We start from the raw sequence: 15,930 nt of genomic DNA on the forward strand, positions 1-15,930 counted from the left end.
CGCCCCCGTTCGTGTCGAGCGCAGTCGAGACACATGGCGCAGGGCACGGCCTCTCGACTTCGCTCGAGGCGAACGGACAGTTGAGGATGGTATTGGACCAATCGCGCGCCAGACATGTCGCCATCATCATGGATGGCAATGGCCGCTGGGCCAAGAAACGGGGCTTGCCTCGCGCGGTTGGTCATCAGCGCGGCGTGGAGGCGGTGCGCCGGTTGGTGCGCGCGCTTGAGCCGACCGGGCTTGAGTGTCTGACGCTTTACGCGTTCTCCTCGGAAAACTGGAAACGGTCGGAGGACGAGGTCGATGATCTGATGAATCTGATGCGCCGGTTCATCAAATCCGACTTGCCCGAATTCGTCGCCAACAACGTCAAGCTCAAGATCATCGGCGACTGGCAATCGCTCGCGCCCGATATTGTCGCGATGCTGGAAGACGCGCTGGCACAGACGGCGAATGGCAAGCAGACGCTTGCGGTGGCGCTCAATTATGGCGGCCAGCACGAAATCGCGCGTGCTGCGGCCAAGGCGGCCGCGGCGGGCGATGTGACAATCGAGACCATCGCCGGGCATCTCGACACCGCCGATCTTCCGCCGCTTGATCTGCTGATCCGCACCAGTGGGGAAATCCGCCTGTCGAACTTCCTGCTGTGGCAGGCCGCCTATGCCGAGATGCTGTTTGTGGATACGCTGTGGCCCGACTTCGAACCGGCGCATCTCACCACGGCACTGGATGACTTTGCCCGGAGGGAGCGGCGTTATGGCGGACGGTGAGGCGCGCGTGCGCGACACAAAGGCTGGCGTGACAGATTTGCCGGTGCGGCTGGCCTCCGCCATCGTCATGCTTGTGCTGGCGGGCGGGGCGCTGTGGCTGGGCGGGTGGTTCTGGACGGCCTTCGTGGCGCTCGTCGCCTGCGGCGTGCTGTGGGAATGGAACAAGCTGATCGGGCGCTTCCGGCTGGCCGGGCTGGGCGAGACGCTGTGGTTCTTTGGCGGTGTGGTCTATGTCGGCGGAGCGGCGCTCGCGATGGAGATCGTGCGCAATGGCCTTACCCATGCGTTCCCGGACTCGCCGATCAGAGGTTACGGCCCGCTTGAGGTGTTGCTGGTGTTCCTGCTGCCGATTGTCGCGGTTGATGTGGGGGCCTATTTCGCCGGGCGCGCCATTGGCGGGCCGAAGATCGCACCGCGGATCAGCCCGGCCAAGACGTGGGCTGGACTCTTCGGAGGGGCCCTGTTGGCAGGGTTGGTGGGCATCGCGGTCGAGCTTGCCGATATCGGGCCGGCGGCGGTGCCGGGCTTCACTTGGCTCAGCATTGTCGGAGCGGTGTTCGGCGGCTTGCTGATCGCAGTGATCGCGCAGAGCGGCGATTTCTTCGAAAGCTGGATGAAACGGCGCGCGGGCGTGAAGGATTCAGGCAGCCTCATTCCGGGACATGGCGGTTTGTTTGACCGCCTCGACGGGTTTGTCGCAGTGTTCTTCGTGCTGTTTGTGATTGCCACGGCCACCACTTTGCTGGGATGATAGGGAGATGACGCGTGTCCTCACCCTGCTAGGCGCCACCGGCTCGATCGGGGCATCGACGCTCGATCTGGTGCGGCGCAATCGTGACGAGTGGCAGATCGAGGCGCTGACCGCGCAATGCAGCGCGGCGGAACTGGCAGCGCTCGCGATAGAATTCGGTGCGAAGCTGGCGGTGGTCGGTGACGAGGCGTGCCTGCCGGAACTGCGCGACGCGCTCGGCAATAGCGGCATTGAAGCGGCTGGCGGGCGCGCGGCGCTGGTCGAAGCGGCGGCGCGACCTGCCGATATGACGGTCGCCGCAATTGTAGGCTGCGCCGGTCTCGCCCCCGTCATGGCGGCGGTGGAGCGGGGCGGCACCATTGCGCTCGCCAACAAGGAGGCGCTGGTTTCGGCGGGCGAAGTGCTGATGCAGGCCGTCGCCAAGCATGGCGCGACGCTGCTGCCCACCGATTCCGAACACAATGCGATCTTCCAGTGTCTCAACGGCAACCGGATCGAGGATGTCGCCAAGATCACCCTGACGGCCAGTGGCGGCCCCTTGCGCACATGGACGCAGGCGCAGCTCGATGCGGCAACCCCGGCTGAGGCGGTCGCGCATCCCAATTGGTCGATGGGCGCCAAGATCAGCGTCGATTCCGCGACGATGATGAACAAGGGGCTCGAATATATCGAAGCCTATCACCTGTTCCCTGTCGGGCTCGACCGCTTAGGCATCGTCATTCACCCGCAGAGCGTGATCCATTCGATGGTCGAATTCCGTGACCGGTCGACTTTGGCGCAGCTTGGGCCGTCCGATATGCGCGTGCCGATTGCCTCGTGCCTTGCCTGGCCGCAGCGGATGGAAACGCCGCTCGCCCCGCTCGATCTGGCCGCGATTGGCGAACTCACCTTCTTCCCGCCGGATGAAGACCGCTTCCCCGCGACGCGGCTCGCGCGTGAGGCGATCCGTGCGGGTGGCTCTGCTCCGGCGATCCTCAACGCCGCCAATGAAGTCGCGGTTGCCGCTTTCCTTGCCGGTCAGATCAGGTTCACCCGCATCGCGGCAGTGGTGGAAGAGACGCTCGCACGCAATAATGATGCACCGCGCCCGACCAGCCTTGAAGAAGTGCTGGCCGTCGACCAGTCCGGACGGATGCAGGCCATGAGCCTGCTGGAGACCAACGCCCTTGTTTGAATCGCCCCCTTTCTGGATGTACGTGATCGGCTTCCTGCTGCTACTCGGGCCGCTCGTCACCCTGCATGAACTTGGCCACCTGCTGGTCGGCCGGTTGTTCGGCGTGAAGGCCGAATCTTTCTCGGTCGGGTTCGGCAAAGAGCTGGCAGGCTTCACCGACAAGCGGGGAACACGCTGGAAACTCTCGGCGCTGCCTCTGGGCGGCTATGTTCAGTTCAAGGGTGACATGAACCCGGCGAGCGTGCCCGATGCGGACGCTCCGGTCGAGGAAGGCAGCTTCCAGCACGCCGCCCTGTGGAAGCGCGCATTGATTGTTGCGGCTGGCCCGATCACCAATCTGGTGGTCGCTATTGCCATATTTGCGGCCTTCTTCGCGATCATCGGCAAGCCGGTGATCGTTGGCGAAGAGGATTCGCGCACCATCGGCGCCTTCAGCGAAGGCAGCGTGGCTGAAGCGGCAGGATTAAAAGTGGGCGATGTGGTGGTGGAGATCGACGGTCGCCCGATCCGCGATTTCACCGATCTGAAGACCAAGGTCGCGCTTCATCCGGGCAAGCAGATGGTGTTCACCGTCGAGCGCGCGGGCGAGGAGATCGACTACACGCTCACCACCGCACGCATCGAACGCAAGGACACGTTCGGCAATACCAGCACCGAAGGTCTGATCGGCGTGGCGCCGGCTGGCGGCAAGTACGAACTTGAAAAGGTGAGCGTCCTCGAGGCGATCCCGCTCGGCGCGAAGCAGAGCTGGGACTTCATGGGCATGATGATCACTGGCATCCAGCAGATCGTCACCGGCGAGCGCTCGGTGAAGGAACTGGGCGGCCCGCTCAAGATCGCAAAGTACTCTGGCGAGCAGATGAGCATGGGGGCGGCGGCCTTTCTCCATTTTGCCGCGCTGATTTCGCTTAATTTGGCATTCATCAATTTCTTGCCAATCCCCGCGCTCGATGGCGGGCACCTGATGTTCTACGCGGCCGAGGCGATCCGCCGGAAGCCGGTAGGACCGCAGGCGACCGAATGGGCCTACCGCACCGGCATTGCGCTGGTGCTGATGCTGATGGTGGTGGTGACGGTGAATGACATTGTCTCGCTTCCCATCTTTGGAAGCTGATAGCGCGGCCGAGGGAGCGGCGCTTGACGCCTCAGTGCTTTGCCGGGGAAAGCGCGACCATCTGCGCTCATGCGGCGACCACGCGGCTTGATTGCGCGGGGCACATGGGGCAGAGGCGGGGACCGTGGGGATGGAGCCATGAGCGGGGGCGCATGGATCTGGGCACGAATAGTGACTGGCAAGGCTTGACGACGCGGGTCGCAGGGTTGGAAACGGGATTTTAGCTGCATGAACCGATTGAGCAAGACAGGCCTTGAGCCGGTCATTTGCAATCCCGCCCCCTCGCGCGGCCCGATCCGGCTGGCGAGCCTGCTGTGCTGCGGCTCGATCCTTGCTGGCTTGCCGGCGATGGCCGGCGCGCAGGAAACAAGCCCGGCCCCCGCCGCGCAGCCCACGAGTGCCCCGGCCCCGGCTCCGGCCCCTGCTGCGCGCAGCAACGTGATCCGCACCATCACCGTGGTCGGCGCTGAGCGGCTCGAGCCGACCACCATCCTCAGCTACATCCGTCTGCGGGTTGGCCAGGAATACACCTCGGCCGCCGCTGACGAGGCGCTGAAGGACCTTGGCGCGACCGAACTGTTCGCCAATTTCTCGATCCGTAATGATGCCGGCAATGTCGTCATCACCGTGACTGAGAACCCGGTGATCAACCGCATCGTGCTCGAAGGCAATGAGCGCCTCAAGGCCGACAAGATCCTGCCCGAAATCAAGCTTTCCCCGCGCCAGATCTTCACCCGTTCCAAGGTGCGCGCGGACGTGGCCCGCATCATCGAGCTCTACAAGCGCCAGGGCCGGTTCGCAGCGCAGGTTGAACCCAAGATGGTGCAGCTGCCGCAGAACCGCGTCGATATCGTGTTCGAAATCACCGAAGGACCCAAGTCCAAGGTTCGCCAGATCAACATCCTCGGCAATGAGAAGTTCTCTGACGGCGAGCTGCGCGGCGAGATGGTGACCAAGCAGGCGCGTCTGACCAGCTTCTTCAGCTCCAACACCAGCTATGACCCGGATCGTCTGGCTTTCGACCAGCAGAAGCTGCGCCAGTTCTACCTGACCGAGGGCTATGCCGACTTCCGCGTCGTCTCGGCCGTGGCGGAACTCACGCCCGACCAGAAGGACTTCATCATCACCTATGTGGTGGAGGAGGGCGAGCGCTACACCTTCGGCGACGTCAAGGTCGACAGCCAGCTGCGCGACTTCGACAGCGATGTGATGAGCACGCAGCTGCCAATGAAGGCCGGCGACTTCTACAACGCCAAGATCGTCGAAGACACGGTCGAACAGCTGACCGAACTGGCAGGCCGCTACGGTTATGCCTTTGCCGACGTCCAGCCGCGCTTCAACCGCGATCCCGAAAACCTCAAGATGAATATCACCTTCGTTCTTCGCGAGGCTCCGCGCGTCTATGTCGAGCGGGTCGACATCAACGGCAACACGCTGACGCAAGACAAGGTGATCCGCCGCGAGTTCCGCCTGGCGGAAGGCGATGCGTTCAACTCGCTGGGCGTGCAGCGCACCACCGCGCGCATCAACTCGCTCGCCTATTTTCAGGAAAACTTCGAGGTCACCCAGACCGAAGGCAGCGCGCCTGACCGGATCATCCTTGAAGCCAACATTGAAGAGCGCCCCACGGGCGAATTGCAGTTCTCGGCGGGCTTCTCGTCGATCGAGCAGTTCATTCTGGCCGGTAGCATCCGCCAGCGCAATTTCCGCGGGCGCGGGCAGACGATCGGTCTGAGCGTCAACTATTCGCAGTTCTCGCGCTCGGCGCAGATCAGCTTCTCCGATCCGTACATCTTTGATCGCAACATCTCCGGTGGGATCGATATTTACCGTCGCGATTTCAACAGCTTCAATTTCACCGGCAACGACCGCAATACGACCTTCCAGCAGGCCACCACCGGCTTCTCGATGCGTGCGGGCGTGCCGTTGACCGAGTATATGTCGCTGGTCGGCAGCTACACCCTCAACTACGAGGACGTGACGCTCGACGAGAACCTGTTCTTCTCTGATACTAACGGAGATGGGACGCGGGAATGCGATCCGCTGCGTGCAGGCCGCTTCCTGTGCGATGCAATCGGTACCCGCTTGAGCTCGATCGTCGGCCTCAGCCTCAACTACAACTCGCTCAATTCGCGCGTCCGTCCGACCCGCGGCCGGACTGTTTCGCTCAGCGGCGAGTTCGCCGGGCTGGGCGGGGACGTGCGCTATGTCCGCTTCCGTGGCCGTGGGCAGCAATTCTGGAATGTCGGCAACTCGGGCTTCATCTTCTCGATCCTCGCAGAAGGCGGCACGATCATTCCGTTGCAGGAACGCCCCGGCGCTGGCGTCGACGATGTCCTGCTGACCGATCGCTTCTTCCTTGGCGAGCCGCAGTTCCGCGGCTTTGCGATCCGCGGCGTCGGCCCGCGCATCCTGACGCAGACCTCGCAGCTCGATGGCACCGGCCGTCCGATCCTCGACGCCGATGGCAACATCACCTTCTTCACCGACCGCAATCAGGTCCGCGACGACGCCATTGGCGGGCGCAATTACTACCTCGGCCGCGCCGAGCTGGAAATTCCGCTTGGCACCGGTGCGCGCGAGCTGGGTCTGCGGCCTTCGATCTGGGCCGATATCGGCGCGCTGTGGGGGGTTGAACAGCCCATCCTCACCGTCAATCCGACGGGCATTCCGATTACGAATGCCGCGGGTGAGCCGCTGTTCCAGGTCCCTAACACCAATACCACGACCACCAGCCCGACCCAGGCTGACGGATCGCTCAATATTCGCCTCATCCAGCCCAATTCCAATATCCGCGAGCTGTTTCTGGGGAACTCGCCGAGCCCGCGTATCACGGCCGGTATCGGGGTTAACTGGAACTCGCCCTTCGGACCGTTCCGCATCGACTTCGCTCAGACCATTCGCAGGGTCGAAGGCGATGACGAGCGGCGCTTCACATTCAACGTAGGAACCCAATTCTGATGACACGTCTTGCCAAGCTTCTTGCTCCGGCCGGCCTGGTGCTGGCCGCCACCGCCGCGCTTCCCGCACAGGCACAGGTCGATGGCCGCATGGCCTCGGTCGATGTCACGCGCACCATCATCGGCACCACCGCCTTCCAGACCTCCTACGAGCAGGTCAACACGACGTACGCTCAGCAGAACGAGCTGCGTCGCACCAAGGCGCAGGAGCGGCAGACCATGCTCGCCAAGTTCGACAAGAACGCCGACAAGCAGGTTGATGAGACCGAGCAGGCCGCCATGCAGAAGTCGGCCGACTTCCCCAAGCTTCAGGCGCTGGAGCAGGAAATTCAGGGCCTTTCCAACCAGATCGACGGTGCCCGCGTCTTCGCGATCGAGCAGATCATCATGCAGTATGGCTCGGCCTTGCAGGACGTGACCACGGCTGAGCAGATCAAGGTCGTGCTGGATCCGGGCACGGTGCTGTTCGCGGTGCCGGAAATGGATATCACCCCCAAGGTGACTGCTGCACTCAACGCCCGCGTTCCGGCGGTAGGCGTGGTTCCGCCCGCTGGTTGGCAGCCGAGCCGTGAAGGCGTGCAGGTCTATCAGGAAATTCAGCAGCGCCTCGCGCTCGCCGCGCAGTTGCAGCAGCAACAGCAGGCCGCCCCCGCACCGCAGGGCGACACGGCCGCGCCGGTCGGCCGCTGATCCTGACGGAGAACATAAGATGAGCGAAGCGGGTAGCGCGCCGGCCGAGGTGCTGGATTACGACATCGTCAAGATCCTCAAGGCCTTGCCACATCGCTACCCGCTGCTTCTGGTCGACCGGGTGCGGTCGATCACGCTGGGTGAGCGCATTCACGCGGTCAAGGCCGTGAGCATGAACGAGCAGTTCTTCCAGGGCCATTTCCCCGGCGCACCGATCATGCCGGGCGTGCTTCAGATCGAGGCGCTGGCGCAGGCTGCCGGCATCCTCGGGATCGAGACGATGGAGCTGGCCGGCACCGGCAAGCTGGTTATCTTCATGGGGATCGAGAACGCCAAGTTCCGCGCGCCCGTGACACCGGGCTGCCTGCTCGACCTGCACGTGGAATTCACCCAGAAGCGCAGCCGGGTCTACAAGTTCAAGGGCGTCGCCAGCGTCGAGGGCAAGACCACTTGCGAAGTCGAATTCACCGCCATGATGACGGATCCGCCTGCCTGAGGGCAGCAATGCTCATCTAAGGTTGCATTGCGCTGCGTTCCTCACTAAGGCGCGCGCTTCCCATTCATAGCTGTGCCGGTCGGTACCGGTGCCACGCTGCAAAGGATCACGTCATGAAGGCCGAAGGTCACCCCGAATACCACATGATCACGGTCAAGATGACCGATGGCACCGAATTCCAGACCCGCTCGACTTGGGGCAAGGAAGGCGACACCCTGTCGCTCGAAATCGATCCCCTCAGCCACCCGGCTTGGACCGGTGGCCGTCAGCAGGCGTCGGAAGGCGGCCGCGTGGCCCAGTTCAACAAGCGTTTCGGCGGGCTCAGCCTCAAGAACAAGTAATCGATCTTTTCAGCTTGCGGCCTTCGGGCCGTACGAGGAAGGCGGCCCGACGGGGTCGCCTTTTTCGTTTCAGGCGGCACATCTGATACAACAGGTGGCCATGGGCTGCGCTTCCAGTCGCGCGATCGGGATCTCCGCGCCGCAATTCGCACAAGCCCCGTAGGAGCCGGCCTCGATTCGGGCGAGGGCCGCGCGAATCTGGCGGGCCTCGGCGCGCAGCACATCATCGACCCCTTCGAGGGCTTCGTCGTCGGCAAGGTCGGTCGCCTGCTCGGCGAAATCGGCGTCGAGAGGGCTACGCAAGTCCTCCTCGATTTCCTCGCTGCGTGCGACAATATCGGCGAGCCGCGCCTTCAGCTGCTGCTCGATTGCGGTGTAGTCGTTCATCAACCCCTCCATGGCTTTTCGCGATACCACTTGGTGATCACGTATTTGACGCCCTTCCTGACCTTCATCCCGTGGTGCAGCGTCGCTGGATTGATACCTCCGTCAGGCAAGCGGTTGTTCCAACAGAGCAGTTTGCCTGTTTCGGGTTGAAAGGTCTTGTCGAGCAGCTTGAAGCGGGTAGCACCACCCGCGGCGACGTCATTGAGGTAGATCATGAAAGTCCAGGTGCGGTTGCCCGACAACGTACAGAATTTGGCAAAGTCCCGGCCACCCGGCGCGAAGTAATCGGTGTGCGGTTTGAACTCCTGCCCTTCGGCATAACGCTGGCCTTGCAGTGGTTCGCCAAAGGCCGGGTCAATGCCCGACAGGTCGGCCAGCAGCGCTTCGATCTTCTGGACTGCCGGGAGTTCGGCTGAAAGATCGCAGGTCTCGCTGGTGCGGAACACCGGATCGCCATTATCGTCCGCAATGGTCGAGGGACGGCGACCGGCGTCGATCAGCGTCATCAGCTCTTCTGCCAGATCAGGCGCGACGAATCGCTTCCGCTGGAACAGCACCGCCTTGGGGGTCGGCACGCGCTGCACACCGGGTTGCGCCGCGATTTTGGCAGCGATGGAATCGGGGAGGGTCGTCATGGCTGCCCAAGGATAGATGCGGCTTGGGGCTTGGCAATGATTCACCGGGGCGCGTAACAATCTTGCGTGCGGGGCGACGCAAAGCAGTTTTCGCTTCCCTTGAAGAGGCCTTTGTGCAAGAGGCGCGCCTCCCTCGCCAGCGCACTTGACGTGCGTCTGCCTTGCGTACACCGCGCCACTTCGCGCGGGCTTGGCAGCGACCGAAATGGTGGTATGCGGGCAGGGGCGTGTGGCGATCATAGCTCAGTTGGTTAGAGCGCCGGTTTGTGGTACCGGAGGTCGCGGGTTCGAACCCCGTTGATCGCCCCATCTCCCCCCATGCAGCAGGTTAGCACCGCGCCCGATAGGGGAGACGACATGACCGCATTCTGGGCCGAGCCCGATTTCGACGCACATGAACTTGTGCAGCTGGTCCACGACCGGGCGAGCGGGCTGACGGCGATCATTGCGGTCCATTCGACCCACCTCGGCCCGTCTGCGGGTGGGACCCGTTTCTGGCATTACAACGATCCCGCCGGTGCGATGCGCGATGCGCTGCGCCTGTCGCGCGGGATGAGCTACAAGAACGCCATGGCCGGTCTGCCGATGGGCGGCGGCAAGGCGGTGATCCTTGCAGACGAGCAGCGGATCAAGACCCCCGAGATGCTTGCGGCATTCGGTGATGCGGTCGAAGGTCTCGGCGGGCGCTATGTCACGGCCGAGGACGTCGGCATCTCTGAGGCGGACATGGTTGCCGTCTCACAGCGCACCGCGCACGTATCCGGCCTGCCAGTGGCGGGTGAGGGCAGCGCGGGCGGCGATCCCGGCCCGTTCACGGCCTATGGCATCTATCTCGGCATCAAGGCGGCGGTACGGCACAAGCTGGGCAAGGATAGCCTCGCTGGTGTCCATGTCGCTGTGCAAGGCACCGGCTCGGTCGGTGGCGGGGTGGCCCGGTTGCTGGCGCGTGACGGCGCGAAGCTGACTCTGGCTGATATCAACGCAGACCGCGCAGCGGCGCTGGCAGCGCAGCTGGGCGGCGTGGCGTTGGCATCTGACACGATCATGGCGACGGCTTGCGACGTGTTCAGCCCCAATGCGCTGGGCGCGATCCTTGATGACGCCGGAATTGCCGCGCTCGATTGTCCGATTGTGGCAGGCGGGGCCAATAACCAGCTCGCCCGTCCCGAGCACGGCGCGCTACTCGCCGCGCGCGGCATCCTCTACGCACCTGACTATGTCATCAATGCTGGCGGCATCATTTCGGTCGCGACCGAATACCTCGCGCGCCGCGACAGCCGCACCGGAAATGTTGCCGAAGTCAATGCGCTGGTCGAGCAGATTCCCGGCCGACTCGAAACGATCTGGCAGGAGAGCGAAAGCACCGGCATTTCGGCCGATGTGGTGGCGGACCGGATGGCGCAAAAGCTCATCGGCCGCGGGTGATGGTGCGGCGCGCAGTGGGAACTATTCCACGCGCGCGTGATTTGCTCTCTTGTCCGGTTCGGGTGTAAGGCTACAAGCCCGGCCAGACGCAAACGATCATGCACATCTACGCCAACCCCACCCGTTTTCTGTCACTTGCAAAGTGGCTCACGCCGCTCCTGTTCTGGAGCGGTCTGGCGCTGTCTGTCGGCGCGGTGGGCTGGGGCCTGTTCATGGTCCCGCCCGACCGGCTGATGGGCGATACGGTGCGCATCCTGTTCATCCACGTGCCTGCTGCATGGCTCGGCATGGGCGGATGGGCGGGGATCGCGATTTCCAGCGCTATGTTGCTGATCTGGAAGCATCCACTCGCCGCCCTGTCTGCCCGCGCGATTGCGGTGCCGGGAATGGTATTCTGCGCGATCTGCCTCGCCACCGGATCGATCTGGGGGCGCCCGACTTGGGGCACCTGGTGGGAATGGGACGGCCGGCTGACTTCGATGTTGGTGCTGCTGTTCCTCTACGCTGGCTACATCGCGCTGACAGAAGCGGCCGAGAAGGAAGGCTCCTCGACCAAGATCGCTGCGATTTTCGGTCTCGTCGGCGCGGTCAATGTGCCGATCATCAACCGATCGGTGGTATGGTGGAACTCGCTGCATCAGCCCCCCAGCATCACCGCGGGCAAAAGCGCGATTGAGGCGACCTTCCTTGTGCCGCTGCTGGTCGCAGTGGTGGGCTTCTCGCTCTTGTTCGGGGCGATTGTGCTGATGCGGATGCGCGCGCTGATAGCCGAGCAACAGGTCGAAGCGCGCCTGCGCCGCCGTGCGCTTGATGATGACGCGCCGACGCCGGTCGCGCCCGCGATGGAGCAGGCGTGATGCGTGAAGAATTGAACCAGTGGGATTTCGTGTGGCTCGCCTATGGCGTAGGCGCGCTTGCGCTGGCCTTGCTGATCGTCTGGGCATGGCGCTCGATGGCGCGCGCCGAAGCGCGGCGCGATGCGTCGCGGCGGCGCTGAACGGGACAATGCAATGAAAGCCAAGCACCAACGTCTGATCCTCGTGATCATTGCCCTCGTCGCGATTGTCGGCGCGGGGCTGCTGGCGGCGTGGAGCCTGCGCAACCAGGCGAATTACTTCTACCTGCCCGAACAGATGGCCTCGGCCCCGCCGGAAGTGGGTCAGGCCGTGCGCCTCGGCGGGATGGTCAAGGCGGGCTCGATCAAAACCGAAGCCGACGGTGTGACAGTAAACTTCCTGGTCACCGGCAACACGGCCGACGCGATCCCCGTGCGCTACAGCGGCATCCTGCCCGATCTCTTTGTCGAGAATTCGGGCGTGGTGGCTGAAGGCAGCCTTGGCCCCGACGGCGTGTTCTTGGCGACCAATCTGCTCGCCAAGCATGACGAGAATTACGTGCCCAAGGAACTCGAAGGCATGGGCACTGATCAGGCCGCCAAGATGGCAGCCGAAACCACCGTCGGGCTGAAATAGCATCGTGGCACAAATGAGGGCCAAGCAATGATCCCCGAAATCGGACTGGCCGCCCTGTGGCTCGCCGCCGCGCTGGCGGTGTTGCAGATGGTCTCGGGCGCCTTTGCGCTGAAGGCGGCGGAAGGCGCGGTCAATCCGCTCGCGATCTACGCGCGCCCCGCGGCCGTGGTGCAGGCTTTCCTTGCGGTGCTGGCCTTCCTGATGCTGCTGTGGTCCTTCGCGATCACCGACCTGTCGATCAAGCTGGTCGCGAGCAATTCGCACTCGATGAAGCCGCTGCTTTACAAGCTGACGGGAACCTGGGGGAACCACGAAGGCTCGATGCTGCTGTGGGTCGGCGTGCTGGCGCTATCGGGCGGGTTGCTGGCCGGGTTCGAGAAGCGGCTGCCGGAACGCACCATGGGCGCGACGCTGGCGGTGCAGGGCTTTGTGGCGCTGGGCTTCTATGCCTTCCTGCTGTTGTCCTCCAACCCGTTCGAGCGTCTGCCGGTCCCGGCTGCTGAGGGCACGGGTCTCAACCCGCTGCTGCAAGATATCGGCCTCGCGATCCACCCACCGACGCTTTATGCGGGCTATGTCGGCCTGTCGGTCGCGTTCAGCCTCGCCATGGGCGCGCTGCTGACCAATCAGGTCAACCCCTCCTTCGCCCGCGTGCTGCGCCCCTGGGTGCTGGGTGCGTGGGTGCTGCTGACCTTCGGGATCACCGCCGGTTCCTATTGGGCCTATTATGAGCTCGGCTGGGGCGGCTGGTGGTTCTGGGATCCGGTTGAGAACGCCTCGCTGATGCCGTGGCTCGCTGCGACCGCACTGATGCATTCGGTGAGCGTCCTTGCGGCGCGCGATGCGCTGCGGACGTGGACGATCATGCTGGGCGTGCTCGCGTTCTCGATGTCGATGCTGGGTACGTTCCTCGTGCGGTCAGGCGTGCTGACCAGCGTCCATGCCTTCGCTGTCGATCCTGAGCGCGGAGCGTTCATCCTTGGGCTGCTGGGTCTCTACATTGGCGGGGCGTTCACGATCTTTGCCCTGCGCGCTGGCGCCGTGGCCGAGGGCAAGCGCTTTGCCATTGCTAGCCGCGAAGGCGCGTTGGTGTTCAACAATGTGATGCTGTCCGCGATCCTTGCGATCGTGTTGCTGGGCACGCTCTATCCGCTGCTGACCGAGGTGTTCGACGTGCGCGTGTCGGTCGGCCCGCCTTACTTTAACCCGGCGGGCGCTATCTTCGCCATTCCGATGCTGCTGGTGATGGCGGTCGGCCCGCTGCTGCGCTGGAAGAGCGACAAGCCCGCACGGCTCCAGTTCGAGCTGGCGCTGATCGCGGCGCTGGTGATCGGCGTGATCGCGCTGGTGAGCTTCTTCGGTCAGTTCCCGCTGCTGCCGCTGCTAGGCCTTGGCCTTGCGGCCGCGCTGGCGGTGGCTGCCTTCCTGCCGCTGCGTGGGCGCAATCTCGCACGCGTGCCGGTCGCAACCTGGGGCATGGTGCTCGCCCATTTCGGCATAGCAGTGTCCTTGTTCGGCATGGCCTGCGAAGGCGCGTTCTCGCAGGAGCGCCTTGCCGCGGTTGCGCCGGGCGGCACCGAGCAGATCGGCGATTTCGCTGTCACGCTTGAAAGCGTCACGCCCGTTGCGGGTCCGAACTGGACCGCGATTGAGGCACGGCTGGCGGTCAGCAGGGATGGCGGCGAGCCGGTGATCCTCAATCCGCAGGCGCGCAACTTCTGGTCGCCGCCACAATCCACCAGCGAAAGCGCGCTGCTGACCCGCTGGGACGGGCAGCTTTACGCAGTGATCGGCAATCAGGCCGAGGATGGCCGCTGGCAAATCCGGGTGTGGTGGAAGCCGTTTGTGACCTTCATCTGGTACGGCGGATTGCTGATCGCGCTGGGCGGCATTCTGGCGATTGCGGGCCGCGTGAAGGTCGACGTGAAGCGTCGTGCAGCGGTGACCAAGGGAGCAGAGCGCCGCGCCGATGTCGAGGCGCTTGATGTCGCCTCGCCGGTCCCGGCGGAGTAGGCCGATGCGCTCGCGTCTGTTCCTGTGGGTGCCGCTCGCCCTGTTCGCCTTCTTTGCGGGGGTCGCGGGCTATATGTTGACGCAGGAGAAGGACGAGTTCGTCGAAAGCACGATGATCGGCCAGCCCTTGCCCGATTTCGCGCTCGATCCTGCGTTCGGTGGACTGCCGGGGGCAGCCAAGGGCGACCTCGTCGGAGGCAAGCCGCGCCTGCTCAACATCTGGGCCAGCTGGTGCACACCCTGCATTGCCGAAGCACCGCAACTCGAAGCGCTGCAAGCCCGCGGCGTGGAGATTGTCGGGATCGCCATCCGCGACCGGCCGGAGGATGTCGCCAATTTCCTTGGCCGCTACGGCAATCCCTATGCGCGGATTGGCAGCGACCGCATTTCCGAAGTGCAGCTGGCGATCGGATCGTCGGGGGTGCCGGAAACCTTTGTGATCGATGCCAAGGGCGTAATCCGCTATCAGCATATTGGCGACATCCGGCCCGAGCATGTCGCGGTGCTGCTGGAAGAACTGGAGAAGGCCCGATGATCCGCGCTGTCGTGGCTCTGCTGCTGGCCCTGCTCGCCATTCCGGCCTTGGCGCAGGACTCGATGCCGCCGGCGCCCTATGCCTATAATCAGCTCGACGATCCGCGGCTTGAGGCCGAAGCGACCGCGCTGATGCACACGCTGCGCTGCCTCAAGTGCCAATCGCAGAGCATCGCGGATTCCGACGCGCCGATGGCGGGCGATATGCGCCATCAGGTGCGCAGCCGTATTCTGGCAGGCGAAAGCCCCGACCAGATTCGCGGCTGGCTGATCGCCCGCTATGGCGATTACGTCAGCTACGAGCCTGAGGTCAGCGCGACCACCTGGCCGCTGTTCGCAGCGCCGGTGTTGCTGCTGCTGATCGTAGGAGGCGTGCTGCTGCGGCGGCTGGGCAAGCGGCGCAGCGATGCGGGGGATGCGGCATGATCGGCGGCTGGCTGGCGATTGGCGCTTTGGCGCTGGCAGCGTTCGCGCTTGCGGTGTTGCTGCTCAAGCTCCCGCGTGAAGGCATGACGCTGTTCGGCGCTGTGCTGGTATTCGGCCTGGCGGGCTATGCCTGGCAGGGCTCACCGGGGCAGGCTTCTGCGCCCAAGGGGGAGGCGGAGGCTGCGTCGGGGCAGGGCGAGGCGATGGTTGAAGGACGCGCCGCGCTGTTCTCGCGCACACTGCCGGCGCCCGACTACCTCGTCACCTCCGACGCCTTTGCCCGCCGCGGCAAGTTTGCCGATGCGGCCAACCTCCTCCAGCGCGGCTTGGCTGAGAACCCCCGCGACGTGGAGAGCTGGCTGGCGCTGGGCCTCGCGTTGGTCGGCCATGCCGATGGTTTTGTGACGCCGGCTGCGGTGCAGGCCTTCGGTCGGGCCAAGGCGATCGATCCGGGCCATCCGGGCGCAGAGTACTTCCTCGGCTTTGCCTATCTCCAGAGCGGTGAGATCGTTGCGGCGCGCAATGTCTGGCAAGGTCTGCTCGCCAACTCGCCGCCCGAGGCGCCTTGGCGGGAGGGGCTTGCCGCCGAAGTTGCCCGGCTCAACGACATGATCGCCCGCGCGCCGATGCTTCAGGGCCAATGACGCCTTGCTCTCTGGCGCGCGCCACCCGCGCTGATATTGTTGCAGGTGCGAATAGGCAGTGCTAGGCGCGCTGCCTCATCGGCCTGAATGGTTCCGGC

At 64.2% G+C, this 15,930-nt stretch carries 18 protein-coding genes and 1 tRNA gene; 17 read left to right on the forward strand and 2 right to left on the reverse strand.

The genetic code is table 11. The features are described from left to right. The first annotated feature begins 86 nt into the window (after positions 1-86). From uppS to rpmE, 8 genes are all read left to right on the forward strand, one after another. Positions 87-770: a polyprenyl diphosphate synthase gene (uppS, locus tag GVM20_RS02685; protein WP_166545744.1), complete on the forward strand. Its 684-nt coding sequence runs from the start codon at positions 87-89 to the stop codon at positions 768-770. Further along, complete coding sequence (locus tag GVM20_RS02690; protein WP_166545745.1) at positions 757-1,521, forward strand: phosphatidate cytidylyltransferase; 765 nt, start codon at positions 757-759, stop codon at positions 1,519-1,521. Before uppS ends, GVM20_RS02690 begins: the two co-directional genes overlap by 14 nt. Before the next feature lie 7 nt (positions 1,522-1,528). Continuing rightward, on the forward strand, positions 1,529-2,695 hold the full coding sequence (gene dxr, locus GVM20_RS02695) for a 1-deoxy-D-xylulose-5-phosphate reductoisomerase (protein WP_166545746.1): 1,167 nt from the start codon (positions 1,529-1,531) through the stop codon (positions 2,693-2,695). Positions 2,696-2,711: 16 nt separating this feature from the next. Next, positions 2,712-3,809, forward strand: coding sequence for an RIP metalloprotease RseP (rseP, locus tag GVM20_RS02700; protein ID WP_166545819.1), 1,098 nt, complete (start codon positions 2,712-2,714; stop codon positions 3,807-3,809). A 228-nt stretch (positions 3,810-4,037) separates the two neighbouring features. Then, a complete protein-coding gene (bamA, locus tag GVM20_RS02705; RefSeq protein WP_166545747.1) occupies positions 4,038-6,770 on the forward strand; it encodes an outer membrane protein assembly factor BamA in 2,733 nt (910 codons plus the stop codon). Further along, entirely contained in the window at positions 6,770-7,459 is a 690-nt protein-coding gene (locus tag GVM20_RS02710; protein WP_166545748.1) for an OmpH/Skp family outer membrane protein, read from the forward strand. The genes bamA and GVM20_RS02710 overlap by 1 nt, the downstream gene beginning before the upstream one ends. Before the next feature lie 19 nt (positions 7,460-7,478). After that, the gene (fabZ, locus tag GVM20_RS02715; RefSeq protein WP_160760668.1) at positions 7,479-7,955 is read left to right on the forward strand and encodes a 3-hydroxyacyl-ACP dehydratase FabZ; all 477 of its coding nucleotides are present in this window, start codon (positions 7,479-7,481) and stop codon (positions 7,953-7,955) included. A gap of 113 nt (positions 7,956-8,068) precedes the next feature. After that, positions 8,069-8,296: a 50S ribosomal protein L31 gene (gene rpmE, locus GVM20_RS02720; RefSeq protein WP_160760669.1), complete on the forward strand. Its 228-nt coding sequence runs from the start codon at positions 8,069-8,071 to the stop codon at positions 8,294-8,296. Between the two features lie 69 nt (positions 8,297-8,365). Here the strand turns inward: rpmE and GVM20_RS02725 are convergent, their stop codons facing one another. Both GVM20_RS02725 and GVM20_RS02730 read right to left on the reverse strand, forming a co-directional pair. Then, positions 8,366-8,683, reverse strand: coding sequence for a TraR/DksA family transcriptional regulator (locus tag GVM20_RS02725; RefSeq protein ID WP_166545749.1), 318 nt, complete (start codon positions 8,681-8,683; stop codon positions 8,366-8,368). After that, positions 8,683-9,318, reverse strand: a complete 636-nt coding sequence (locus GVM20_RS02730; protein WP_166545750.1) for a prolyl hydroxylase family protein — start codon at positions 9,316-9,318, stop codon at positions 8,683-8,685. The genes GVM20_RS02725 and GVM20_RS02730 overlap by 1 nt, the downstream gene beginning before the upstream one ends. A gap of 232 nt (positions 9,319-9,550) precedes the next feature. Between GVM20_RS02730 and GVM20_RS02735 the strand changes: the two genes are divergently transcribed. From GVM20_RS02735 to GVM20_RS02775, 9 genes are all read left to right on the forward strand, one after another. Then, a tRNA-His gene (locus GVM20_RS02735) sits at positions 9,551-9,627 on the forward strand. Positions 9,628-9,675: 48 nt separating this feature from the next. Further along, positions 9,676-10,743 (forward strand): Leu/Phe/Val dehydrogenase, encoded by a 1,068-nt coding sequence (locus GVM20_RS02740; protein ID WP_166545751.1) that lies wholly within the window; start codon positions 9,676-9,678, stop codon positions 10,741-10,743. A 98-nt stretch (positions 10,744-10,841) separates the two neighbouring features. Beyond that, positions 10,842-11,600, forward strand: a complete 759-nt coding sequence (ccmC, locus tag GVM20_RS02745) for a heme ABC transporter permease CcmC (RefSeq protein ID WP_166545752.1) — start codon at positions 10,842-10,844, stop codon at positions 11,598-11,600. Beyond that, positions 11,600-11,740 carry a heme exporter protein CcmD gene (locus GVM20_RS02750; protein WP_166545753.1) on the forward strand — a complete coding sequence of 47 codons (141 nt, stop codon included), beginning with the start codon at positions 11,600-11,602 and terminating at the stop codon, positions 11,738-11,740. Before ccmC ends, GVM20_RS02750 begins: the two co-directional genes overlap by 1 nt. A 13-nt stretch (positions 11,741-11,753) precedes the next feature. Next, positions 11,754-12,215, forward strand: a complete 462-nt coding sequence (ccmE, locus tag GVM20_RS02755) for a cytochrome c maturation protein CcmE (protein ID WP_199799408.1) — start codon at positions 11,754-11,756, stop codon at positions 12,213-12,215. A 27-nt stretch (positions 12,216-12,242) separates the two neighbouring features. Then, complete coding sequence (locus tag GVM20_RS02760; protein WP_166545755.1) at positions 12,243-14,228, forward strand: heme lyase CcmF/NrfE family subunit; 1,986 nt, start codon at positions 12,243-12,245, stop codon at positions 14,226-14,228. Positions 14,229-14,232: 4 nt separating this feature from the next. Further along, positions 14,233-14,763 carry a DsbE family thiol:disulfide interchange protein gene (locus tag GVM20_RS02765; RefSeq protein WP_166545756.1) on the forward strand — a complete coding sequence of 177 codons (531 nt, stop codon included), beginning with the start codon at positions 14,233-14,235 and terminating at the stop codon, positions 14,761-14,763. Beyond that, complete coding sequence (locus GVM20_RS02770) at positions 14,760-15,188, forward strand: cytochrome c-type biogenesis protein (RefSeq protein ID WP_166545757.1); 429 nt, start codon at positions 14,760-14,762, stop codon at positions 15,186-15,188. The genes GVM20_RS02765 and GVM20_RS02770 overlap by 4 nt, the downstream gene beginning before the upstream one ends. After that, on the forward strand, positions 15,185-15,832 hold the full coding sequence (locus GVM20_RS02775) for a tetratricopeptide repeat protein (RefSeq protein WP_166545758.1): 648 nt from the start codon (positions 15,185-15,187) through the stop codon (positions 15,830-15,832). The genes GVM20_RS02770 and GVM20_RS02775 overlap by 4 nt, the downstream gene beginning before the upstream one ends. Positions 15,833-15,930: the final 98 nt, after the last annotated feature.

Origin of the sequence: Porphyrobacter sp. SLTP (assembly GCF_009905735.1) — a bacterium.
GTDB lineage: Bacteria > Pseudomonadota > Alphaproteobacteria > Sphingomonadales > Sphingomonadaceae > Erythrobacter.